The 20,943-nt window shown below is 59.0% G+C and carries 24 protein-coding genes; 3 read left to right on the top strand and 21 right to left on the bottom strand.

The features are described 5' to 3' along the window. Nucleotides 1-45: 45 nt before the first annotated feature. The 21 genes from HUS57_RS12780 to HUS57_RS12675 form a co-directional block, all read right to left on the bottom strand. On the bottom strand, nt 46-1,299 hold the full coding sequence (locus HUS57_RS12780; RefSeq protein WP_173934298.1) for a phage portal protein: 1,254 nt from the start codon (nt 1,297-1,299) through the stop codon (nt 46-48). Between the two features lie 27 nt (nt 1,300-1,326). Next, nucleotides 1,327-3,108, bottom strand: coding sequence for a terminase TerL endonuclease subunit (locus HUS57_RS12775; RefSeq protein ID WP_173934297.1), 1,782 nt, complete (start codon nt 3,106-3,108; stop codon nt 1,327-1,329). Further along, nucleotides 3,092-3,562, bottom strand: a complete 471-nt coding sequence (locus tag HUS57_RS12770; protein ID WP_173934296.1) for a phage terminase small subunit P27 family — start codon at nt 3,560-3,562, stop codon at nt 3,092-3,094. The genes HUS57_RS12775 and HUS57_RS12770 overlap by 17 nt, the downstream gene beginning before the upstream one ends. Before the next feature lie 28 nt (nt 3,563-3,590). Then, nucleotides 3,591-4,175, bottom strand: coding sequence for a hypothetical protein (locus tag HUS57_RS12765; protein ID WP_173934295.1), 585 nt, complete (start codon nt 4,173-4,175; stop codon nt 3,591-3,593). Between the two features lie 42 nt (nt 4,176-4,217). Continuing rightward, nucleotides 4,218-4,433: a hypothetical protein gene (locus HUS57_RS12760; protein ID WP_173934294.1), complete on the bottom strand. Its 216-nt coding sequence runs from the start codon at nt 4,431-4,433 to the stop codon at nt 4,218-4,220. Continuing rightward, nucleotides 4,430-5,758 (bottom strand): DNA modification methylase, encoded by a 1,329-nt coding sequence (locus HUS57_RS12755; protein ID WP_173934293.1) that lies wholly within the window; start codon nt 5,756-5,758, stop codon nt 4,430-4,432. Before HUS57_RS12755 ends, HUS57_RS12760 begins: the two co-directional genes overlap by 4 nt. A gap of 972 nt (nt 5,759-6,730) precedes the next feature. Beyond that, nucleotides 6,731-7,165: an HNH endonuclease gene (locus HUS57_RS12745; protein WP_210256075.1), complete on the bottom strand. Its 435-nt coding sequence runs from the start codon at nt 7,163-7,165 to the stop codon at nt 6,731-6,733. A 134-nt stretch (nt 7,166-7,299) separates the two neighbouring features. After that, entirely contained in the window at nt 7,300-8,295 is a 996-nt protein-coding gene (locus HUS57_RS12740; RefSeq protein WP_173934292.1) for a PAS domain-containing protein, read from the bottom strand. Nucleotides 8,296-8,422: 127 nt separating this feature from the next. Continuing rightward, complete coding sequence (locus HUS57_RS12735; protein ID WP_173934291.1) at nt 8,423-8,911, bottom strand: DUF6362 family protein; 489 nt, start codon at nt 8,909-8,911, stop codon at nt 8,423-8,425. Further along, the gene (locus HUS57_RS12730) at nt 8,895-9,458 is read right to left on the bottom strand and encodes a hypothetical protein (RefSeq protein WP_173934290.1); all 564 of its coding nucleotides are present in this window, start codon (nt 9,456-9,458) and stop codon (nt 8,895-8,897) included. Before HUS57_RS12730 ends, HUS57_RS12735 begins: the two co-directional genes overlap by 17 nt. Nucleotides 9,459-9,626: 168 nt before the next feature. Further along, on the bottom strand, nt 9,627-12,134 hold the full coding sequence (locus HUS57_RS12725; RefSeq protein ID WP_173934289.1) for a DUF3987 domain-containing protein: 2,508 nt from the start codon (nt 12,132-12,134) through the stop codon (nt 9,627-9,629). Between the two features lie 85 nt (nt 12,135-12,219). Further along, on the bottom strand, nt 12,220-12,864 hold the full coding sequence (locus HUS57_RS12720) for a hypothetical protein (protein ID WP_173934288.1): 645 nt from the start codon (nt 12,862-12,864) through the stop codon (nt 12,220-12,222). 4 nt (nt 12,865-12,868) lie between these two features. Beyond that, nucleotides 12,869-13,402, bottom strand: a complete 534-nt coding sequence (locus HUS57_RS12715; RefSeq protein WP_173934287.1) for an AP2 domain-containing protein — start codon at nt 13,400-13,402, stop codon at nt 12,869-12,871. Beyond that, nucleotides 13,399-14,142 carry a PD-(D/E)XK nuclease family protein gene (locus HUS57_RS12710; RefSeq protein ID WP_173934286.1) on the bottom strand — a complete coding sequence of 248 codons (744 nt, stop codon included), beginning with the start codon at nt 14,140-14,142 and terminating at the stop codon, nt 13,399-13,401. The genes HUS57_RS12715 and HUS57_RS12710 overlap by 4 nt, the downstream gene beginning before the upstream one ends. After that, nucleotides 14,142-14,696: a hypothetical protein gene (locus HUS57_RS12705; RefSeq protein ID WP_173934285.1), complete on the bottom strand. Its 555-nt coding sequence runs from the start codon at nt 14,694-14,696 to the stop codon at nt 14,142-14,144. The genes HUS57_RS12710 and HUS57_RS12705 overlap by 1 nt, the downstream gene beginning before the upstream one ends. A 2-nt stretch (nt 14,697-14,698) precedes the next feature. Continuing rightward, on the bottom strand, nt 14,699-14,992 hold the full coding sequence (locus HUS57_RS12700; protein ID WP_173934284.1) for a hypothetical protein: 294 nt from the start codon (nt 14,990-14,992) through the stop codon (nt 14,699-14,701). 12 nt (nt 14,993-15,004) lie between these two features. Then, the gene (locus HUS57_RS12695; protein ID WP_173934283.1) at nt 15,005-15,388 is read right to left on the bottom strand and encodes a hypothetical protein; all 384 of its coding nucleotides are present in this window, start codon (nt 15,386-15,388) and stop codon (nt 15,005-15,007) included. 33 nt (nt 15,389-15,421) lie between these two features. Further along, complete coding sequence (locus tag HUS57_RS12690; protein WP_173934282.1) at nt 15,422-15,997, bottom strand: sigma factor; 576 nt, start codon at nt 15,995-15,997, stop codon at nt 15,422-15,424. Nucleotides 15,998-16,113: 116 nt separating this feature from the next. Continuing rightward, complete coding sequence (locus HUS57_RS12685; RefSeq protein ID WP_173934281.1) at nt 16,114-17,100, bottom strand: hypothetical protein; 987 nt, start codon at nt 17,098-17,100, stop codon at nt 16,114-16,116. After that, nucleotides 17,048-18,283 carry a hypothetical protein gene (locus HUS57_RS12680; protein ID WP_173934280.1) on the bottom strand — a complete coding sequence of 412 codons (1,236 nt, stop codon included), beginning with the start codon at nt 18,281-18,283 and terminating at the stop codon, nt 17,048-17,050. Before HUS57_RS12680 ends, HUS57_RS12685 begins: the two co-directional genes overlap by 53 nt. 150 nt (nt 18,284-18,433) lie before the next feature. Continuing rightward, nucleotides 18,434-18,586: a hypothetical protein gene (locus HUS57_RS12675; RefSeq protein WP_173934279.1), complete on the bottom strand. Its 153-nt coding sequence runs from the start codon at nt 18,584-18,586 to the stop codon at nt 18,434-18,436. 26 nt (nt 18,587-18,612) lie between these two features. Between HUS57_RS12675 and HUS57_RS12670 the strand changes: the two genes are divergently transcribed. Genes HUS57_RS12670 through HUS57_RS17990 form a run of 3 tightly spaced genes read left to right on the top strand, consistent with a single transcriptional unit; the run spans nt 18,613 to nt 20,788 of the window. Further along, a complete protein-coding gene (locus tag HUS57_RS12670; RefSeq protein ID WP_173934278.1) occupies nt 18,613-19,065 on the top strand; it encodes a DUF2924 domain-containing protein in 453 nt (150 codons plus the stop codon). After that, nucleotides 19,062-20,393 (top strand): recombinase family protein, encoded by a 1,332-nt coding sequence (locus HUS57_RS12665; RefSeq protein ID WP_173934277.1) that lies wholly within the window; start codon nt 19,062-19,064, stop codon nt 20,391-20,393. Before HUS57_RS12670 ends, HUS57_RS12665 begins: the two co-directional genes overlap by 4 nt. Continuing rightward, nucleotides 20,390-20,788, top strand: a complete 399-nt coding sequence (locus tag HUS57_RS17990) for a hypothetical protein (protein ID WP_173934276.1) — start codon at nt 20,390-20,392, stop codon at nt 20,786-20,788. Before HUS57_RS12665 ends, HUS57_RS17990 begins: the two co-directional genes overlap by 4 nt. Nucleotides 20,789-20,943: the final 155 nt, after the last annotated feature.

Raw genomic sequence — 20,943 nt, 5'->3', positions numbered from 1 at the left:
GCTGGAGATTATCGGCATCGAAGTAGGTGACACTCTCGATGGTAGTCACTGGGCTCCTGGTTCAGTTGCCGGAGTGCCAGCGGTGTTCGGCGGTGGATAAAAGACGTCACCGCCCTCGCGTGGGTTCTCGTCTTCTAGCGCCCGGATTTCGTTCGGGCTCCACACGCCCCATTGCAGGCCTTTGACGTAGGCCTCCCAGCGGGCCTTGATGTCGCCCTTGACGAGGGCTGCCCGGTTGAAGCGGGCATAAAGCGTGTCGTCCGCACCAACCAGATCGCGGTTGATGGCCTCTTCCCACATGGTCAGGTGATCTTCGAGCGTATAGGCAACAAAGCCGATCGACTGCTGCTCGATGCCGGTGCCCCAGCTGGTCGATTTCTCGGTGTCGCCGATCATGTGTGGCGGCACGCCAAAGAACATGGCGATGTCGGAGCGCGAGAATTTTCGACTCTCGATCCACTGCGCATCCTCGGCCGTCATGGCGATGCGGGCATAGTCCATGCCTTCTTCAAGGATCAGGTTCTTGCCTTCCTGCTCGCCGCCGGAGCGGAACTCTTCCAGACCCGCCTTCAGATTGGCGATCGCTTCCGGCCCGAGTTTGTTCGGGTGCTTCAGGACACCGCTGACGCGGGCGCCATTGCGGAAGGTCGCCGCGCCATGATCTTCCATGGCGAGCGACAGGCCAATCGTCTCGCGCGCATAGGTGATTGGCGAGACACCATGGACACCATCCAGCGTCAGCCCGACGAGATGGAACATCTCTGCCTGTGCCAACTGGATCCTGCGGCCGTCCTGGCGCGTATAAAGATATTCCAGCGCCAGATCGTCGTGTTGCTTGACCTCGATCCGATCGGGATGCAGCGGGATCAGTTCCTGTACATTGCCACGCGAGCGCACGATCATTGCATAGGCATTGCCGCGCAAGAGCAGATGCGCCTGCAGCATGCGGCGGAACTGCGAGGGTGTCTGCCAGCGGTTCGGCTTTCTCCGCAGAACCGTCCAGATCGGTGTATCGGACGCATCTTCGCGGGTGCGCGCATCGACCCGGCGCTTGATGTGCAACGGCAAGGTGGCAACGGCACCGGCAATGATGCGGATCGAGGCATAGACGGCGGCCACCCGCATCGCGGTATCGGGAGTAACGCGCGTTCCGGATGCCGTGAGCGATCCCGTGCGCAGCGCCTCCTCAAACTCTGCACTGGTCCGAAGGACGAGGCCGCCGCCCGCGCCCTGCAATGAGGCGCGCGGCGCTGCAGCCGGCGACTTCGTGCCAGCGAACCAGTTCGACCAGAATGCCATCGGTTCTCTTCTTCCAGGCAGCCGCCGCTACAGCATCAGGATGCCGCGGTTCTCATAGACCGAGCGGCCGGCATTGACGTCACGCACCAGCGCGCGCCCGAGCGCGTTGCAGATCGCAACAATGCCGTCGATGCGTTCCTTCGATCGTTCCTTGTCCGGCTTGATGTTGCCGGCCGGATCATGGCGTACCGCAACGTTCGAGGCATTCCAGCGCAGCACCGGATGGCCACCATGCCAGAGCGCGCGTGATACTGCGAGGCGCTCCAGTTCTGCTGTTGGTGCTGCCATACTGAGGAACCCCTGACCAAACTGGACGAGGTTCAAGCCTTCATCCTGCAGATGCTGGACAATCTCGCCGGCAAAGGTGCGATCATAGGAAAGCTCGCGCAGGTCATAGCGGGAGGCAAGATCCAGGATTTCTTTTTCCACGAAGGCAAAGTCGGTAGCGTTGCCGGGGGTAGCTGTTAAAAATCCCTGATCGCGCCAGACATCATAGGGCACGCGGTCACGGCGCACGCGGCGTAATATGTCGTCCTCGGGGATAAAGAAGCGGCAGGTGACGATCCATTTGTTGGCAAGCGCCTCGAGTTCATCATCGAGTGTCGGCGGAAACACCAGCACGAAGGCCGAGAGGTCGTTGACGCGGGCAAGGTCTAGCCCACCAAAACATTCACGCCCAAGCAGTTTTTGTTCGAGCTCCTCCAGCTCGTGCTTGACGATGCGCCAGTCGGTTGAGGCTGGCAGGCCTCCTTCCTCCCACACTGCCATATCGAGCCAGCGCGTGACCTGCTCGGTCCATTCGTTCAGCCGCAATCGCCGGATGGCGTTCTGCTGCGCCGGCATTTCCTTCGCCTCATCGATCTGGCGTTTCAGATCATCCACCTTGACGGTGACGCCAAGGCTCGGGTTCGCCTTCACCCAGACCGCAGGATCGGTCCAGTCATCGCCATCATCAATGGTGGCGATATAGGCAAACCAGCTGTCGGATGAGTCCGTCGGCAGCGTGCCTTCCAGTGCCTTGACCGAGAATTCGTGATGCTGGCGGCAGACGGAATGGCGATCATAGCCTGCGGTGGTGATCTCAAAGATCAATGGCTGGCGCCGTGCTCCGGTGGCGGTGTTCAGCTTCTGGATGATCTCAGGGCCTGGATGTTCATGGACTTCATCGACCGCGGCAAAGTGAATGTTCAATCCGTCCATCTTGGTGGCATCGGCTGACAGTGGCCGGAACCAGGACGAGGTCGGCAGCACGGCGAGATTGTTCACGGTCCTGGTAATCCTTGCTTGCAGCGCCGCACTTGCCGCCACCATGCGTTCGGCCTCGCCAAAGACGATCCGCGCCTGATCCCGAGTAGTGGCAGCCGAATAGACATGCGCTCCCGGTTCACCATCGGCGATCAGGGCATAAAGTGCGGTCCCTGCCAGCAGCACCGATTTACCGTTCTTGCGCGCCACCTCGACATAGGCCGTACGAAAACGGCGCAGGTAATGTTGGCCCGAACGGGTCTTGCGCTTCCAGCCATAAAGCGAGCCAACGACGAACTGCTGCCAGTCCTGCAGCACGAACGGTTCACCGGCCCATTCGCCAGTGGAATGGCGCAGATGGCCAAAGAAGTCGATCGCATGACGCGCGGCATCAACATCCCAGACGAGGCCACGCTTGCCGCCGAGCTTGAGGTCGGCGAGATGCCGCTCACAGGCCAGTTTCACCAGATGACCGGCAATGATCTTGCCGCTGACCACAGCGCGAGCATAGGCCGTGACCGGGCAGGAATTCTTGCCAGATCGCGATCTATTTCTTGCGGCCACGGGTTAAAAAATCCTCGAAGGGGTCGGTAGTTTCAGCTGGCTCCGCCACGCGGATGCGTGAACGGCTGGATGGCGTCAGGCCAAACTCGGCCTCGATCTGGTGCATCTGTGCGAGGCATTTGTTGGCCACGCTGAGAAACGGGTTCTGGATGATATTGTCGTTGGACGTCTTCACCACATGGCCGCGGCGTTTGACTTCAGCTTCGGCTTCCAGCCAGCGGCGCCAGATCACGACGTAACGAGCAAGCGCACCGGTATCGAGCTCGGTCATGACGCCGTGCCGGGCGAGCAGCTCAGCCATTTCGGTAAACTTGGTACTTGCCTCCTCATCAAGATGATCCGGCGGCGCGGGAACTGCAACCACCGGCTGTGGCTCTGCCTTGTTCATGCGGTGTGGTCGGGCAGTACCCTTGACCAGCTTCAGATGCGTCGGCAGCGGCTTGCGGCCGGCCATGTCATGACTCCTGTGATGGCGCCGCCAACTATGTTGCAGTCTCCTGGATGCCCAAATGGAACAGCGCAAATTCCTTCTTACGTACTTCGCTTGCATCATTGAGCGCGTTGGAAACGAGTCTGTCGACGTGTGGTGATAGCGCAAGTTCCTTCAGATCGTCCAAATAAGTTAGATAAGCATCGTTGCGGTTGTACTGTGAATGATACCTGTATCGGTAGCCTGCATAGGCAACACGCCGATCCCAGATTGCGAACCGGTTAGGATCGAGCAAATGAAGAAATTTGGAAGTGGCTATTAATGATCCGCCTACAAAAGATTTAATTTGTTTCAACTGATCGAGGTTCAGTACCATTCCCGCTGTCAATTCCCGCAACGCGTCCTTGGCGATATTAAAGTTTGACCAATGTTCGGTATTCAATTTGGCTGGCGTCATCCATGCATAAACAAGAGTGACAGCTATTTTGGCATCATTCTCGGTCAAATTCGGGACCGCGATGCGCTGCTGAAAATAGTCGAGAAAAACCGGATAAGTAGCCCGATACATCGCGTCGATCGGTCCGTCGCGAATTTCTAGATTGCCCAACCGAGCTTGTAGAGTCGCTTCAAATGCCATTTCAATTTTACTCCACGACGTTTCTAGCACCGCAATTTTGATCTATTCGTCGAACTTAGTTTCGAACATCCGCCGCAGGCAATAGCTGCGCGCGATCGACACGACGGTGAAGATGGCGCCCATCGTCATGTTTTCGGCGAGCGTCGTGGACAATCCGAACAGCGGAAACACCACGATCTGGGTGATGACCGCGATGCCGTAACCGACGGCAACATTGGTGAGCGATTCCACCAGCGACATGGTGCGCGACTGCTTCATGCAGCGTCAGCCTTTTCCGGCACGCGCTCGGCGGCAACCTCCTCAAAACTGCGGCCATCGCCTTCGAGCGTCGCCGCCTTGCCGGTAAAATCCTGCCAGCGTTTCACGACGACGTCGCAGAAGGCTTCCGACAGTTCCAGCCCGTAGACCCTCCTGCCGGTCCTTTCGCCGGCAATCAGCTGCGAGCCGGAGCCGGAGAATGGCTCGTAACAGATATCGCCCGGACGGGTATGCAGCTGCATCGGCAGCGTGAACACGCGCACCGGCTTCGAGGTCGGATGCTCGCGCGTCTCGATTTCGGAGGACGGGATGTTCCACACCGTCGTCGGCCAGTTCTCAAAGCCCTCGCGGTTGATCCTCGGCTTCTTGCCACGGCGCCAGCCGAACAGGCACGGCTCGTGCGCCCACAGCATCACCGAGCGGGTCAGCACCGGACGGGATTTGGCCCAGATGATCTGCTGGTGATGCAGGACGTCGAACTGGTCCCAGACATTCTCCAGCATCCGTTGCCTGCGTGAAGCATGCCAGCAATACCATGCAACGTTCTCCTCGATAGCATGGTCGATTGCTACCCGGCAGAAGGCTTCATAAAACTCGGGCCCCTGACTGGAATCATCCCAGTGCGGCTGTTCGATGTAGTCTTCGGACCAATCCTTATTGGCAATTTTCTTCGCCCGCTTTGAGGCGTTCTTTTTCGTCGGATGGTTGGTGCCGTCATAATCGACGAGATAGGGCGGGTCGGTGGCGAACAGCGCCGCGCGCTCGCCGTTCATCAGGCGGGTGACATCTGCTGGATCCGTGCTGTCACCGCATAGCAAACGATGGTCGCCGAGGAGCCAGAGATTGCCGCGTCGGGTGACCGGCGTTGCCGGCACCTCTGGAATGGCGTCATCCTCGGTCAGCCCATCCTGTTCGCCGCGGTTGCCGTAGAGCAGATCCTGCAATTCGTCGTCATCAAAGCCGGTCAGGCCGAGATCAAAGCCGGTCTCCTGCAGGTCGGAGAGCTCGAGCGCCAGCAGGTCCTCGTCCCACTCGGCCCAATTGGCAGATTTATTCGCCAGGAGGCGAAATGCCTTGATCTGCGCTTCACTCAGTTCGTCGGCGAGAACGACTGGGACACTGTCCAGCTCCAGCCGACGAGCAGCCTTCAATCTCAGATGACCGTCAACCACAAGGCCATCGCTGCGCGCGATGATCGGGATGCGAAACCCAAATTCCATGATTGCGCCGACCATTTGCTCAACCGCATCATCATTGCGACGCGGATTTCGGCTGTACTCGATCAGCCGATCAAGCGGCCAATGTTCGAGATGCAATTCGTTCATGGAGTTTTCTTTCAAGTATTCTCAGCTTCATCAGGGTGACGGTCTGGCGCTCCTTGAGGCTGGAGCGCAGTGCAAGTTTTGCGATCTTCCAATCCGGTGCAGTGGCTTCCACTTCCAGGAAAATGTTCTCTGTTCGCTTGTGGCAGGATTTGCATAGCGGAATGAGATTGGTCTGCGTGTTGTCGTGTGTCAGCCGGAAGGGAATGATGTGATGCACTTCAAGTTTTCGGAGCCGACCACAGAGCGCGCAAAAGGGAGCTTTGCGGATCGCCTCCCGTCGATGAACTCTCCATCGAGACCCCCGGCCAGATACCCGTTCGGTACGGCATAGATGTTGTTCATAACAGCGGCGGCAACAGAATTTGCCACGGGCGTTCGTGCGTCCCGACAAAGCGCTACGGAGCACTTCGAAACCTTCGCCACAGGTCTGGCAGATACGGGCAATGCGGACCGCCTGACTGCGACATGCCCGTGAGCAATATCTCGGCCGCGCCAACCGTGCGGCCGATGATGATATCGGATATCTGAAGCCACAATGAATACACGTCGCAAGAATGCGACGTGCGCGTATGGTGGCTAGCCCCTTGGCTCCAGATTCGCGGGCTGCGCAATTTTTGCAGCGGTCGGAGTGGTTGTCCCGGCGTACAGATTCAGTCCGCCCGCATTCCCGACAAACGCGGATGCGATGCTGTCTTAACTTTGCCATTCGTAGATCGCGGGCAGATCAATCAGTCGCGAACTGCGGGTTGATGCAGGCGAACGAATGCACCGATCTGCCGATATTCGACGGCGAGCTGGCGAATGTTGCGCGCGTAGCGCTACCCGCAGCTTCTGCCATTGCCATTTTCTGCATCCAATGAATTCAACATCTTATCTCAGCACCCCCCATGCGCCATTTTGGCCACGCATGTTTTTCTTGCGCGCCCTGGTCTGCGATCGAAAGCTCCCCGACTTTCAGGCCCCGGGGGGGGCTCAGGCTCGCGATCGCCATGCTCCTTTCGACGGCGTGGCGCGCACAGGGTTGCCGAAACCGCCATCCTGGCTCGCTGTCTTCCGGCTGTGACAGGACGCACACAACGCGTGCCACCGGGTCCGATCCCAGAACACCGCTTCATCGCCGCGGTGCGGATCGATGTGGTCGACGACCGTTGCCGGACGGATCACGTCATGACGACGGCACTCGATGCAGAGCGGATGCGCACGCAGAAATGCCATCCGTTCTCTCCGCCACCGCTTCGAGCGGTAAAGCGCGCGGACAGCCGGAACCCGCTTGCTGTCATGGTCCCGGTCGCGCTCACGCTGTTCACGCCATCCAGCCGGACGGTGGATGGGGGGTCGAACGGGCATGGTGGTGATCTCGATGATGCGAACGATGGTGCCGGAAACAACAACGCCCGCGAGGATCATCTCCGCCGCAGGCGCGCTACTCTCGCGAGCATAGTCAGAATATACCCCATCAGAGCCGTTTCTGTCCGCCCCCGGAATGTCCGGCGGACATTCATCCACTTCAAGCCGGGACTATACGATGATGTCTTGATCTCTTACGGCCCACGAGTCGTTGCAATGCTCTCTATCGGTAATGAAATCAGGCAGCGCAGCCCGTTCGGCTCCCAGATCCACGAGAGTGTCCCTTGAAGCTGCTGTTCCACTACGGAATGGATCAATCTTGTGCCAAAGCCCTGTTGAGCCGGCATCTTGACGGGAGGGCCGCCGAGCTCCCTCCATTCAATCGCCAGTTGCGTACTGCTTTGCCGGGGGAGCTCCCAAATCAGGTCGAGCGAACCTGATGCATCGGCAAAGGCTCCGTATTTGGCAGCATTGGTAGCCAATTCGTGAAATGCCATAGCAAGGGGCTGTGCCGCCTCCGCGGCAACGGAAACGGGAGGTCCCTCCAGACGAACCCGATCAGCGATATTGATGCTGTAGGCTGCCAGTTCTTCGAGCAGCAATTCTCGCAATCCTACCTGTTGCTGGAGCTCTCGCGTTAAAATGGCCTGGGCCCGACTAAGTGCTTCAAGCCGGCCGATTACCGCTTCACGGAACTCTTCTGCCGTGGCTGCTTTCGTCAGTCGGACAACGCTTTGCACGACGCCAAACAAGTTCTTGTTGCGATGTTCGATCTCCCGGGCGAGGAGCCGCTCCCGCTCCTGGAGGCGCTTTCGCTCTGTGATGTCGATCGAAACGCCCACAAGGCCCACAACCTTTCCCTCGTCATCGGTAAAGGGCGTCTTTGTCGACAACCAATAGGAAATGCTGCCATCCTCCGCCTGCAGTATTTCCTCGATCTGGCATCGGGATTGTCCGGCCATTATGCGCCGATCATTCTCCATGATCGTGCGGGCCAGATCCTTGTCTGCCAGGAGCTCGAGATCGTCTTTTCCGATAAAACCGCCCGACGGCCAACCAACAGCCTTTGCGAAGGTTTCGTTCCCAAGCAGGATCCGACCCGCGCGATCCTTTGCGTACACCGCTCCCGGGACGGCCTCGAAAAACTCCCGCAGGAGAGAGCGAGTTGCTCTAAATCCCTCTATCGGCACGCCTTACCCTCCCGATAGCTGATCACCTATCCTGACCGCTGGAGAACGCCACGGTCAAGTGGATTTGAAGAGCCTGATAACGGCCGAGCCTGAAACCTGGTGGCCCGTTTCTGTTCATTACCGGAGCTCAATCACCTGGCGACCGGACCTCCCGCAGCCAATCGATGATGTATCTGCGAGAGCGGTTCTTCGGCACCGGTAGCCGGTTCAGCTTCATCGCTATCACGCAGAGCCCATATTGCCACCGCTCATTCGCTGCGGACCGTTGCAGGCCAACCTTCCAGCAGATCGCCTTCCATGGCGTGTTGTGGGCGCGCAACCAGATAATCCTGCCATCGATCGGATCCAGGCCGATCGTCCATGTCAGCGTCTCTTCCATGCGTGAAATCTCAGCAGGTGATGGTGGTGGCAATGATGTTTGCCGTGGCTCTTGCTCCACGAGGTCGCCGAATTCATAGCTGTGACGAGGCCATGTGTTGAAATATCCCTGTCGACGCGGCTTAGGCAATCGCTGCAGCACGACCGCAGCTTCAGCAAGCCGTACCTCGACCTGCTTGGGTGTCCAGATCAGATCACACCCATCACGGCTGCGGGGTTGATCAAAACGGCAGTTCATCGCCATGCTCCCACCAGTAATTGTCGGCAGTGATCGTGCGTGTCGGCGCGACCCTGGCGCCAGGCCATTCCTCCTTGATTGCCATCACCGTTGGCATGGCCTCGATCAGACGAGCGATCTCGGACAGCATGTAGACCTTCATGGCGCGGTCCTGCGGATCGACGGCCGCCGCAGAATCCTCGTCCTGAACGATTGCCGCCACGGTGCCATCGGAAAGCGCGACCTCCCAGACGGCAGGATGGACCGGCTTTGCGCCCAGACGGTCGGCCTCGCGATCGAGGAACCGCCACGCCGTCACCATGCGCTTGATCTCATGAAGCGCATCCTGGTTGCGCCCCTCGCGCAACGCCAGCGAGACCTTGCGATGCTGCGAATAGAACCGCCTCGCCAGATCGTCGGGCACCAGTGCTGGCAGACGGCACGCGCCCCATTTGCGTTCCATGTCGCGCGCCAGCGCATCGAGCTTGTGCAACGCTGCCATCATGTCGACGACGATCTCGGATTTCGGCTTGGTCGCCACCCGGGCGGTGTCGAAGTCATAGGCCATGGTGAACACTCCCTGTGTTGGGGTTGTCACCACTTGTCGCTACGCGCGCACGAGACAGATAAATTCCAGCCGAATGAGGGAGAACAGACGAATTTAATATGTGCATCACACGCGTAGCGACAAGCAGTGACAAACTGACGGTTTTCGTCTCGACAAGTGGTGACATCCTCATTTCTCCTGGATTTCTGACAGGGCCTGCCAGGCGACCTTGATCTTGCCCTTGCGTGCGGCCTCGGCGGCGGCGCGCTGCTGGAAAAGATCGTGGACGCGTGGATTGATCGCCCAGCGTGGGGCGCTGGAGTTCTTCGGCGGATCAATCTGCGTGACCCACCCAAGGCTCTCGAGCCGCTCCATCAGGCGCTGGAACTGCCACCGGTCTAGCGAGCGCATGGCATGAACGCCGCGCTGGCAATCGCGCATCGTGATGATTTTCAGCCCGGCGGTCAGGATATAGCTGGCGATGGCCTGGAGTTCTTCGAGTTCCGATGACGGGCCGAGCACAGATGTATAAAAAGCAGCGGCATGTGGCAGCACAAACTCATGCAGGAATGTTGCGACGCGGGTAGCCGTCTCAGCCGATATTTCTGGCGGGATGACGCCGCGGTTGATGTTGAGGATGCAGTGCCAGACGAGGCAGAGCCGGGCGAAGATGCCGTCATATTTACCGATATGTGAGGCAAGCTTGCGGTTGATGCCCTCAATGTCCATCAAGGCCAGATGTCGGGCTTCCAGTTCCTCGCGAATGGTCAGCGCCTCATCGGAGAAGTAGAGCGTCAGGCATTCCTGCGCGTCGTGGCTGTTGCCGAACGACGCGATGCCAGAAATGTTGATCGCGGTCAGCTGCTCCACCAGCGCCTCGTAACGTTCGGTGGTACTGGTAATCGGCGCGTCCTTGCCGACGGAGGCGCGCTGCAGGACGACGGGCAGCAAGCGTTGGAGCAAACCGTCATCAACGCTTTCCTTTGCAACGGAGGCTATTGCTTCAGGCTGGATGCCGCCCAGCATCGAGACAGACAGGTTCTCGATCAGCGCAGAATCACGGCCGATGCGGTTGACCGCATATTGACCGCCGTTGAAGGATTGCAGCCAGAAGGCCCGGTCCTTGGCCGCCCCACGCCCGCCGCTGTTGTATTTGTCCATGGCGCCGAACCAGCCGGAAAGCTCGTCCTGGATCAGCAGCACACCATCGGGGCTATCCTTGAGCACCTCCTGCGCCGCCTCGATCGTAGTGTCTTCGATACGCAGGCGACGCTGGCGTGGGCGTTCGGTCCCCTTCCGTTCGTCTTTCGTCAGTTCGTTATAGTCCGCCAGCTTGGCCAGAAATCTCCGCATCATTGTCGTATCAAGCCGTGCGATTGGCCGCACGGCCTGACCGATGATCGGGCTTTTCTTGGTGCTGGGCGAACCGATCAGCGCGATCCACAGGCGTGCATTTTCGTACCAGTGGCCGTGCCGCTTGACCTTGATCCTGACGCGATCTGGAATGGCAGCTGCGCAAACTGCCAGCGCAGCCATGGCAAGTCCGGCTGGATCCGCGCCCATCTGCTCGGCCTCATTGAGAGCGAAAGCCTCGATCTGGCGTGGCAGGAGGCCGGTCGGTAGTGAAGGTGGTGCCAGTTTCGACCACAGATCGACGGGATCGGCAGCATCATGATCCCCCGTCACGGTATCAGCGTCGTCGGCTGGTTGGATAACGTGCTGCTTTGCCGCCGCTGCAACCTTGGTGTCCCACTGCCGCATGGCGTAGGCCCATTTTTCGCGAAAGGCAGAAAGGCCGCGTCCCTCGCCCTCGAGCGTGTTTCCAGCCTCCTGCGGACGCACCTTGCGCTCATAGACAGTGTAAATCTCGAGCAGTTTCTGCTCGACTTCAGGGGCAGTAGGCGGGATCGGGCATTCGCGATACCAGTCGACGATCGCTGCCCAGACCATGTCGCGCATGTAAGCGTCGCGGCCATCGACGATATGCCCCCAGGCATCGGTCGCCTGTTGTGGTGGTGCGGAGGGATCGGCCGCCGCTGTCGCCGTCTGGACATGCGGAGGTGATGATAACAGTGCCGATGGCTGGGCTGGCGCAGCCGCCAGTGGCAGCGCCTCCGTTGCCCCGACCTTGTCCAGCAGCCATTGCGGCGCTTCGGCCAGATCGGTGTCGAAGGGCGAGAAGATCCAGAGATATTGCTTGCCATTCTGATGTCGCGACGGCGGAGCAATGACAAACCCACCCTCGGCGCGGACATCGATGCCGGCGATTGTCTCCTGCGTATTCCGGATGGAAAGATGCTCGGGATAGCGGAAGTAAATGTGCTGACCGCCACCGCCGGTGCGGGCGCGCCACGTTTTAGGATCGCAGCCGAGCTCATTGTCGGCAATCCAGTGATCCCAAGTCGCGGAGCCGGATACTGTGCCTTTCTCGTCAAGAACAATGACCAGTAGCTTCCAGCCATCGCCGAGCGAGGCAGCACCGGTCAGAAAACCCATGCGATAATTGGCGCGATGTTCACCGTCGTCGCCGTACCAGCGCTCATGGACGGTCTGTGGAATGCCGGTCTGGAACTCACGCCATTTGCCGACCGGGATCTTTTCCCGGCCGGCAGCAGGGATCACCGCAAGCCTGAGCGCGCGATAGCTGTCAGCCCACTGACAGGCACTTGCAAAATCATCTGGCAGTTCTACGGTCATTGCACGCGCGCCCCATGTCCAGGATCATTGTTTCGTGGTGGTGTGCGGGGATCGGAAGGTGGCCGCCTCCCGATCCCCTCGACGCTCATCCGAAGTCCGGCACCGGGGCGCGGGTGACGGACGCGGGCGGCGTCATCTGGGTTGAGCCGGTCGCAGCCGGACGGTTCGGGCTGGGGGAAGCCGGCATGGCTGCACGCGGCTTCGGCGTGGCCTTGTGTTCACCGAGTTCTGCGGGGCGATCTTTCCAGTCGAGAATCTCGAAGACCGGCACGGCGCGATTGCCATGCTTGGTCTTTTCCTTGATGAACTCGCTCAAGCGCACCACCGGTACCTTGCCTTGCTGCCATTCAGGTGCGGCGATGCTCGTCTCATAGATGCGCTCCAGCGCGCCGACGACACCGATCGCAGTCGAACAGATTTCATGGCAACCAAGACCGCCCGGCAGATAGACAACCACCTGCACGCCCTGCTTGTGCTTTTCGGAGGGGCGGTCGGGCAGCGGATCGCCAATTGTTACCAGCCGCTTGTCGGGGCCCTTGTCTGTAAATTCGACCCAGCCGACCTGCAGTGTGGCCCAGTCCATCAGGCAGACGAGGTCCTCGACCACTTCGAGACCACGCTCGCTGCCATCCCATGTCGATCGCTCGACGCCACCATCCTTGCCGTTGATGCGGATGGTTGGCAGAAAATCCTTGCCGCTAGCAATGCTCAAGCCAAAACCAGTAGTCATGTTCTCAGTCTTTCTGCGCTGCGCGCGTTGTGTCGCCGTCTGGCCGGCGACGTGCCATTCCCCTGCGAGAATCTCCGGGAAAATTCAGAGATGCGAACTCTCCGAAATAGCGCGTTGCGGCCGCGTCATACGCGCGGGCCGCCTCCTCAATCGTTGGGTAAGATCCGAGATAGATGAGCTTGCGGTTCACTCGGATCTGGGCGCCATAAGACTTCTGCGAACGGGTTTGAAGAACGCCGCGATAGCTGAACTTCCGAGACTGAAAGGATTTGTTGGCGTTGTTCTGCTGAGATGTCGCAAGGCGCAGGTTGCAACGTCGATTGTCGAGCGTGTTTCGGTTCTTATGATCAACCAGAATGCCTTTTGGAGCATTCATAATAACGCGGTGCATGCCGACCGCTCGGCCATCGATCTTTGTTCTTGCATAGACAAGGCCCCTTGCGTCCCGCGCCGCGAACCATTTCCGTGCAGACAAAGTCCCGAAGTGGTCGTCATCGACGAGGGCAACATATCCTTGAGTGAGAGGGATCGTTTTCATACGCCGAACACCTCCCATGCCGATTGTCTGGCCCTCGGGTCTGAGAGGAAATATGAATCAGTATCGACGGTGATCAGGCTCGCCAGCTCATGTGGATCGGTGGAGATGGCGAGGAAGTTCTGCAGCGAATGCGCCATGCGGGTCAGGGCCGCGACATGGGCTGAAGCGTTCTCCAACCGGTAGAGTGCCGACTTCCTCGAGGTCACGTAACCTATGCCGCCATTGAAGTTCGATCCTGCGCCGAAATAGGAAGCCACCTGTCTTGCATGGCTTGTCCGGATGGCGTTCGGCAGGGCGTGGGTCGTCTTCAGGTCGAGGATCAGCCCGTGCGCGTCGTATTCGGCATCGGTAAAACCCAACACCGGAACGGCGATGCCTTCCATGCGCCATTCCTTGCGCACCTGCACACGGTCGGGCCGGCCCCATGGCCCGAGCAGCTCGATCCCGCGTTCGACCATGCCGGCAAGCGCATCTCGTTCCTTGTCGCGGCGTGGATCAGACGACAAAGCGGTCCGTTCGGTGAAAACGGCGTTCGCGGTGTCGATGGCCTCTTTGAGCGATGCACCCATCAAGCCAGCGATGACGCCTGCTTCGACCGCGGTGCCACGATGGGCGGCGGCACCAACTGGTGCGCGATAGCCGAGCAGACGCTCCATCACATAGATACCAGGAGCCGCAGCCCACAGGTTCAACTGGCTGACCGAAATGTGGTCTATTCCATGAGCCTCGAACGGGTTCATCAGAGCGTCCTCCAGCCTTCGCCGCCAACGAAGACCCGTGATCCTGCAGGCAAGGAGGAGGTGGGCGGAGTGTCCTCACCTCCGGACGTCCAGCCGGAATGTTGCAGGAACCAGAGACCGATCAGCGCGGCTTCGGCACGGTTATGGTCGCGCTTGCGTGCAAAACGGTGCGCCTGATCCGGCCAGGTCTGGATGGCAAGGGCGCGAATGTCTTCATCACGCTTGGCCTTGGCGCCAATGTCGCGTTTCCAGATCGCAGGGCGGACGAAACTTGTCGGGATCTTGAGTGCGGCGAGAGCGCCCTCAAAGCTGCCTGAGGCACGACCGAAACGGAATGTTGAGGTCAGCCCCTGTTTGGGCATCGCCGCGACGTCCTCGACCACAGCGTGCCGGATGCGGAACTGGGTCAGAATGTCGGCGAAGGAGATCAGGTTCAGGCGCTTGTTGGCGCCTTCACCGATCACGGGGATTTCGGTTGCCAGCAGCAGCCGGCGCTCAAGATCCAGAACAGCGATGCCGTTGTTGAGGCCGGGGTCAATTGCGAGCACTGCCATGATCAGCGCTCCGACCTGGCTTTGCTGGCGGCATCAACTGCACAACCAGACCCGACCCCACCAGCCTCGCGTGCCAGATTGTAGAGGCGGCGCAAGGCAAACAGGCGATCGCCGGCCGCATTGTAAGCCTGCTCGGCCTTGACGATGGCAAACGCCACCTCATCAAGCGTTGCGTTTTCGATGGGCCGCACGGAACTGGCGAGCCTGTCGGATGCCAGAACGCAGATCGAAATTGGCAAACCATCAAGACCGTAATGGCGTTTGCGCAAGGTGTTCAACTTGGAGGTGGCAAACATCGAAGGCTCCTTTCAGGATCGGAAGCGACGAAGAGAATTGTTGGGATTGGCGAGGCCGCCCGTTTCTTCATGCTGGGCCAGCACACGAAGCAGGCTTGCCTGCATCTTTTTCGGGCGCGCACGGGCAATCGCCAGATAGGCAAAGCGATCTGTGCCGAGCCGGCGCTGCACGAGATGGACGAGGCCCTGATCAAAAGCCCACCAGGCACGGCGGCCAACTCGAACAAGTTCCTTGCGGTCAGTCTCAGGGAGATTGCTACTGGCGCGTACCATGTCGATTGCGAGAAAACCGCAATGGTACTGAATGGTAGCGCCGGGCGCCGACTGGCCGATCCAGGCACAGAACTGCGCCTCGGTCAGCAGCAACTGGGCGGATTTATGAGAAATCTTGTTCATATTGATTATTACTCACCGAGCTTCAGATCCGTCTCACGCAGGCTCCACGCCGTGCGCGAGAAGCGTGAGGCGAATTTCTTTCAGGCGGCGGTAAAGGGTGGCGCGGGCACCATGGCCGGACGCGGCAAGCTGATTGATGCTTGATCCGACAAGGGCAGCGCAAAGATGCTGGTCATCGGGTGCAAGTTTTGCCAATCCGACATCGAGACTGGTGCTGGTGACGGCACCATCTTCAATGTCGAAGCTTTGGCCAAACAGTGCGCCCAGTCCCTGTTCTTGCGAAAACAGATCACCGACGACAGCGTGGTCATCACCCGCCAACGGTGCGTCCAGCGACAAAGGCGTGCGACCATAAAGCTGACGCTCACGCCACACGGCGCGTCCGATGCGGGTGGCACGGTGGCTGGCGACCATCTGAGCGAAAGCTTCCAGGGGACTTCGAGTCGGATCGAAAGTGGGAAACCGGGCGATCAGTTCGAGCAAAAGCTCCTGGCGCAGGTCATCGAGATCCTGCACGGGCAACCCGAGCCGCTGGCGGGTCCGACGTGCAACGCGGTCAGCGACTAGCTGGAGGGTGGAAAGATCAGCGGGGGAGATTGGGCAGCGCATCGGCAGGACCTCGATTCATCGTTTGTGATGAACCGAAGGTCACCGATCACGACTGGAGAAGCCTCTTTGGAACCTTCCCGAAAGCTTCCAGATGCCTGCCGGCCTGATTAGAAGGATTAGACGATTCTGATATTTCCTTGCTGGATACCCAGCCGGTATCCAATGCCGCGTTTGGAGATAATAAGCTTTCGCCCATGCTCGCGTGGCAGGCCAGCTGCCGATGTCAGTGCAGTCCGTAACAGGCTGATTACCTTTTGCAGTTGCTCAGGCAAAGCTTCCTCATTGTCATCGGATCCGCGCAGACAATCGAGAAGGAAGTGTTGGTTGACGACGCCGGCATCATGAGCGGCCTCGTTGGCCAGGACAACGAGAACATTGAGTTCGCGCGGCGTCAGGCTAACGTCAGCGCCATGAAAACATACCCGATGACCACCGGTGTCGATGAAAAGCTCCGGCTCGTCGATCGGCATTCCTTGTGGTGTGCGCAACAGATTTAAAACAAGTGGTTCTGCAGCGTTCTCGTCAAGATGTACGTCAATCGGGATAATTTCGATCTGTGTTGACCGCAGCAATCGTATCACATTGTCGGGCAAATTGCGCTCAGTCGGCGTCAAGATGACAACAGCGCCTTCATCGGCGTGTCCCCGGATCGTATAGGCAAGATCAAGCGCATTCTTCGGGCGTAGCGCGCGTACCAAAAAATATTGCCGCCGCCTGCTACCGCTGCCGACCGCCCCGATCCGCATGGCAAAGGGGCCGAGGGGCTCCAATGGCGGTCCTTCAATCTGGTTGGCCTTGCGGATTTGCCGGCAAACGGCAGTCAGATCGATTTTGAACTGGCGTAGGTCATCTTGGGTGAGTACATCAGCATTACCCGTCCCATCTGCACAAAATCCCCAGACGCGGCCGCCGATAGTCTCGAACATGATGCCATCGGAATCCGAAAGCTGCGTCTCCTCAGTCAGCAATCCGAGATTCAGGAAACGCAGAAAAACGGCCGCGTCCGCAGTCCTCTGATCATTGCCATCCAGGCGGCCGATTGGGTGGCGATCACTCCGCTGCAATAGCAGCCGTGTCAGCTTGACGAGGGAGGCGGATGCCATTCCGTGTCAAATGCTCCATGATGGCGTCTTCCAGTGTACGATCGGAGATCGTGGCAGTATGTGGCGGCCTGATCGTCACAGCGACCGGAAAAACCTCTCCGTTGATAACGAACCGAAATACCAACTTCATCGAGACGATCCGGACCTCGGATAGGTCAAGATCCGGTGCGAACTCGAGCAGTTGCGTTATCGCATCATGATTGTCTTTGCACGTATGGGTCCATGGTGAATGATGTCGGCGACCATCGAGTACATATTCACCGTCGTCGATCACGATCTGTCGAATTTGAACATCTTGAACACGTTCGTCCCAGTCGTATTGAAAACGGAAATCACCACCCTGTTCCTGAACAGGCCGCAACGTGTAAAGCTGTTCATTCTCGCGCTTTTTGAAGAAGTCCGCATCACCCAGCATATGTTCTGCGAAGAGCGCGGCAAGCTGGCGCTGGTCGCCCAGCGTCCTGGCCATGACACCCGCCCACCCGGAGGGAGCGTGATAGCGGATGCTGTCTTCGCCAATCTCCCGCCAGGCTCGTGTTTGCTCTTCACCATCTTCTTCGACATTCGCCATGGTCGCGTTGTGGCCGTGTGCCACCATAATGCGAATTTCCTCGCCTTCATCATACCAGCTGATCCGGCAGTAACGCCCCTGATAGCGCTCTGAAAAGTAAGCTGAAGCGGCCTTCTGAAAAGCTTCACGCGCTTCGGCACTATCATGGCGTGAGGGCGTATCGGGCGTTCCATGGAACTCTAGAATCTTGCTGCCAAAGAAGAAGGCGGCGACTTTGCGGGTTTGATCGAATATTTCCTGGTGGTCGAGGAAAGCTCGGAGCGCGATGTGCCGCGGCGTGAGATGGCGGCCATCATTTTCGTCTTCCAACTCCTCGTCAGGTATCAGCTTGATCCCGGCCGCCTCGGCGCGTTCGTGGAGAAGCCGGACTCCGGTTGGATTGGAGAGCATCATGATCCGGTGGAGTGCATCAAGTAGCTTCTTGGGAAAGGTCTCATCCGCGCCGCGGAAAAGTTCGTAGATCGCCTCACGCCGTTCGCGATCTTCCTCAGGCAAGTTCTCCCATCCAAGCTGCTCTGCGGCATCGAACTTATCGATGAGCCGTCTCAGAAGTTCAAGGTCGACCGTCTTGACGAATTCTCGACTGACGAACTTCTTGATGCTCTTCTTCATGGCGCACCCCATTAATTTTTGTTCCCATTATGTTCTTTATCAAAACCTCAACGTGGAGTCGAATCGGTGAGACGGTTTGGCGCGGCGGTGAGTACTTGACTGGGGATATCTCCTGTTGGTGGGAGCCCCATGAAAATCCCCAATCCAATTTCACCCGATCTCATGAGCACTGCCGAACGCCGCGCGGAACTGTACCAGTTGCTGGCGCTGGGCCTCGTTCGTCTGCTCCAGCGCAATCGGGAGCAAAGCTTTGAAGATAAAGGAGAACGTTGCCTTCACTTCACGCCCGACCGATGCCGTCATGCAACTCCAACTCATGAGGAGCAAGCATGACCGAACACGATCCGATCCCGGCGCGTCTGGCTGGTCTCAAGACCATGCCGACGCCTGATCTGAAGCAGCAGTGGCGCGAGCTGTTCGACAGCGAGCCGCCCGCCTTCAACCGCCGCTATCTGGAAAGCAGGCTGGCCTATCGCATTCAGGAACTGGCCTATGGTGGCTTGAAGCCATCGACCATCGAGCGGCTGGAAGCCTTGGGCGAGCAGCTTGATGGCGGGAACGAGATGGTGCGAAGGAGACGCACTGACGACCGTCTGATTGCTGGCACCCGCCTCATTCGCGAGTGGCAGGGTGTGGAGCACACGGTCACCGTATTGGCTGACGGTTATGAATGGCAGGGGCGCCCCTACAAGAGCCTGTCAGCGGTTGCCCGTGCCATTACCGGTACGCGCTGGAATGGCTGGATCTTCTTTGGCCTGAAGAACCATCGGTGCCGGACATGACGAAGCGTGCCGTTCGCAAGCTGCGCTGCGCCATCTACACCAGAAAGTCCTCCGAGGAGGGGCTGGAGCAGGAGTTCAACAGCCTCGATGCGCAGCGCGAGGCCTGTGAGGCCTATATCGCCAGCCAGCGCTCCGAGGGCTGGGTGCTGGTGCGTGATCGGTATGACGATGGTGGCGTTTCCGGCGGCACGCTGGAACGTCGGGCGCTGAAGCAGCTGCTCGCCGATATCGAGGACGGATTGATTGATGTGGTGGTCGTCTACAAGATCGACCGCCTGTCGCGCTCGCTGATGGATTTTTCAAAGCTGGTCGAGGTGTTCGATCGAAATGGCGTTACCTTCGTGTCGGTCACGCAGTCGTTCAACACCACCACATCCATGGGCCGGCTGACGCTCAATATTCTGCTCTCCTTTGCCCAGTTCGAGCGCGAGGTGACCGCTGAACGCATCCGCGACAAAATCCGGGCCAGCCGAATGAAGGGGATGTGGATGGGCGGCATCGCGCCGCTTGGTTATCGTGTCGAAAACCGCAAGCTGGTGATCGATGACAAGGAGGCGGCCGTCGTTCGCATGATCTTCGAACGCTTCGTTGCCGTCGGCTCTGCCACGGTCCTGGCAAAAATGCTAGCCTCTGAGGGCGTGCGTACCCGCCGCGGCAAGCCGATCCACAAAGGCTTTCTGTACAAGCTTCTCAACAACCGGGTTTATATCGGCGAGGCCGTACACAAGGGCGAAAGCTTTCCCGGCGAACACGAGCCAATTATCGAGCAAGCTTTATGGGATAGAGTTCATGCCATTCTTCGCACCAGCCCTCGCAAGCGCGCCAGCAATACGCGCGCACAGACACCGGCGCTGTTGAAAGGCCTGATCTTCGGCCCGGATGGGGCGGCATTCTCGCCGACGCATACGAGGAAGGGCGACAGGCTCTATCGCTACTATGTCAGCCAGACGGTTCTCAAGCATGGCGCCAATGCTTGCCCAATCGCCCGTGTACCCGCAGCAGAGGTGGAGACTGCCGTCATCGATCAGCTGCGCGCGTTATTGCGGACACCGGAAATCATCATCGGCACATGGCGTGAAGCAAGATCGGAGATCGACGGATTGTCAGAGATGGAAGTCCGTGAGGCGCTGGAGCAACTCGACCCCATCTGGGATGAGCTCTTTCCGGCTGAGCAGGCTCGCATCGTCCAGCTTCTCGTCAAGCGTATAGAGCTTTCGGTCAGCGGTCTTTCCATTCACCTGCGAACGGAAGGGCTGACCAGTCTCATCCAGGACCTCACAGATATTGGCCGGGATCCGCAAAATATCGATGCGAGGAAAGCAGCATGATCGCGAAGACCGCTGTTACAGTTTCCCGCGATGGTGATGCCATCACTGTGCATGTACCGCTGACCTTTGCCAAACGCGGAGGCCGCAAGCAGATTGTCCTGCCCGATGCCACATCGTCCTGGGCGCCGCGCGCCAGGATCGACAACACGATGGTCAAGGCGATCGCCCGCGGCTTCCGTTGGCGCAAGCAGCTCGAAACCGGTGTTTACACCACCATTGAGGAGGTCGCTGCCGCCGAAAAGATCAATACTTCCTACGTCAGCCGGGTGATGCGTCTGACCCTCTTGGCGCCTTCAATCATCGAGGCGATCCTGGACGGCAGGCAGGGCCCAGAGATCACGCTGGCGAAGCTGATGAAGCCGTTTCCAGTGGAGTGGGAAAGGCAGTGGTTCTAAGGGGAGGGCTCTCATTGCAGCCTCAAATTGCACACCGCCTTCCATTACTGGTAATATGGCATTAAACACGTCGTGGTCACGGGGGCGAGCGAAAGCGCGCGGGGTAGGAATTGACAGCAGCAAACAACGGCAATGGTAATCGCCATCTCGCGCTT

Source organism: Chelativorans sp. Marseille-P2723 (assembly GCF_902809845.1).
Taxonomy (GTDB): Bacteria; Pseudomonadota; Alphaproteobacteria; order Rhizobiales; family Rhizobiaceae; genus Chelativorans.
Note: the sequence above shows the minus strand (reverse complement) of the source record. Positions and strands in the feature narration are given on the sequence as shown.

What these genes read in the sequence shown, in the direction of transcription:
- HUS57_RS12675 (WP_173934279.1), bottom strand. Translation starts at nt 18,586, where the DNA reads ATGACGGCATCGGTCGGGCGTGAAGTGAAGGCAACGTTCTCCTTTATC.
- HUS57_RS12765 (WP_173934295.1), bottom strand. Translation starts at nt 4,175, where the DNA reads ATGGCATTTGAAGCGACTCTACAAGCTCGGTTGGGCAATCTAGAAATT.
- HUS57_RS12770 (WP_173934296.1), bottom strand. Translation starts at nt 3,562, where the DNA reads ATGGCCGGCCGCAAGCCGCTGCCGACGCATCTGAAGCTGGTCAAGGGT.
- HUS57_RS12715 (WP_173934287.1), bottom strand. Translation starts at nt 13,402, where the DNA reads ATGAAAACGATCCCTCTCACTCAAGGATATGTTGCCCTCGTCGATGAC.
- HUS57_RS12710 (WP_173934286.1), bottom strand. Translation starts at nt 14,142, where the DNA reads ATGAACCCGTTCGAGGCTCATGGAATAGACCACATTTCGGTCAGCCAG.
- HUS57_RS12780 (WP_173934298.1), bottom strand. Translation starts at nt 1,299, where the DNA reads ATGGCATTCTGGTCGAACTGGTTCGCTGGCACGAAGTCGCCGGCTGCA.
- HUS57_RS12755 (WP_173934293.1), bottom strand. Translation starts at nt 5,758, where the DNA reads ATGAACGAATTGCATCTCGAACATTGGCCGCTTGATCGGCTGATCGAG.
- HUS57_RS12690 (WP_173934282.1), bottom strand. Translation starts at nt 15,997, where the DNA reads ATGCGCTGCCCAATCTCCCCCGCTGATCTTTCCACCCTCCAGCTAGTC.
- HUS57_RS12680 (WP_173934280.1), bottom strand. Translation starts at nt 18,283, where the DNA reads ATGAAGAAGAGCATCAAGAAGTTCGTCAGTCGAGAATTCGTCAAGACG.
- HUS57_RS12725 (WP_173934289.1), bottom strand. Translation starts at nt 12,134, where the DNA reads ATGACCGTAGAACTGCCAGATGATTTTGCAAGTGCCTGTCAGTGGGCT.
- HUS57_RS17990 (WP_173934276.1), top strand. Translation starts at nt 20,390, where the DNA reads ATGATCGCGAAGACCGCTGTTACAGTTTCCCGCGATGGTGATGCCATC.
- HUS57_RS12705 (WP_173934285.1), bottom strand. Translation starts at nt 14,696, where the DNA reads ATGGCAGTGCTCGCAATTGACCCCGGCCTCAACAACGGCATCGCTGTT.
- HUS57_RS12735 (WP_173934291.1), bottom strand. Translation starts at nt 8,911, where the DNA reads ATGAACTGCCGTTTTGATCAACCCCGCAGCCGTGATGGGTGTGATCTG.
- HUS57_RS12670 (WP_173934278.1), top strand. Translation starts at nt 18,613, where the DNA reads ATGACCGAACACGATCCGATCCCGGCGCGTCTGGCTGGTCTCAAGACC.
- HUS57_RS12700 (WP_173934284.1), bottom strand. Translation starts at nt 14,992, where the DNA reads ATGTTTGCCACCTCCAAGTTGAACACCTTGCGCAAACGCCATTACGGT.
- HUS57_RS12730 (WP_173934290.1), bottom strand. Translation starts at nt 9,458, where the DNA reads ATGGCCTATGACTTCGACACCGCCCGGGTGGCGACCAAGCCGAAATCC.
- HUS57_RS12720 (WP_173934288.1), bottom strand. Translation starts at nt 12,864, where the DNA reads ATGACTACTGGTTTTGGCTTGAGCATTGCTAGCGGCAAGGATTTTCTG.
- HUS57_RS12685 (WP_173934281.1), bottom strand. Translation starts at nt 17,100, where the DNA reads ATGGCATCCGCCTCCCTCGTCAAGCTGACACGGCTGCTATTGCAGCGG.
- HUS57_RS12695 (WP_173934283.1), bottom strand. Translation starts at nt 15,388, where the DNA reads ATGAACAAGATTTCTCATAAATCCGCCCAGTTGCTGCTGACCGAGGCG.
- HUS57_RS12760 (WP_173934294.1), bottom strand. Translation starts at nt 4,433, where the DNA reads ATGAAGCAGTCGCGCACCATGTCGCTGGTGGAATCGCTCACCAATGTT.
- HUS57_RS12745 (WP_210256075.1), bottom strand. Translation starts at nt 7,165, where the DNA reads ATGATCCTCGCGGGCGTTGTTGTTTCCGGCACCATCGTTCGCATCATC.
- HUS57_RS12665 (WP_173934277.1), top strand. Translation starts at nt 19,062, where the DNA reads ATGACGAAGCGTGCCGTTCGCAAGCTGCGCTGCGCCATCTACACCAGA.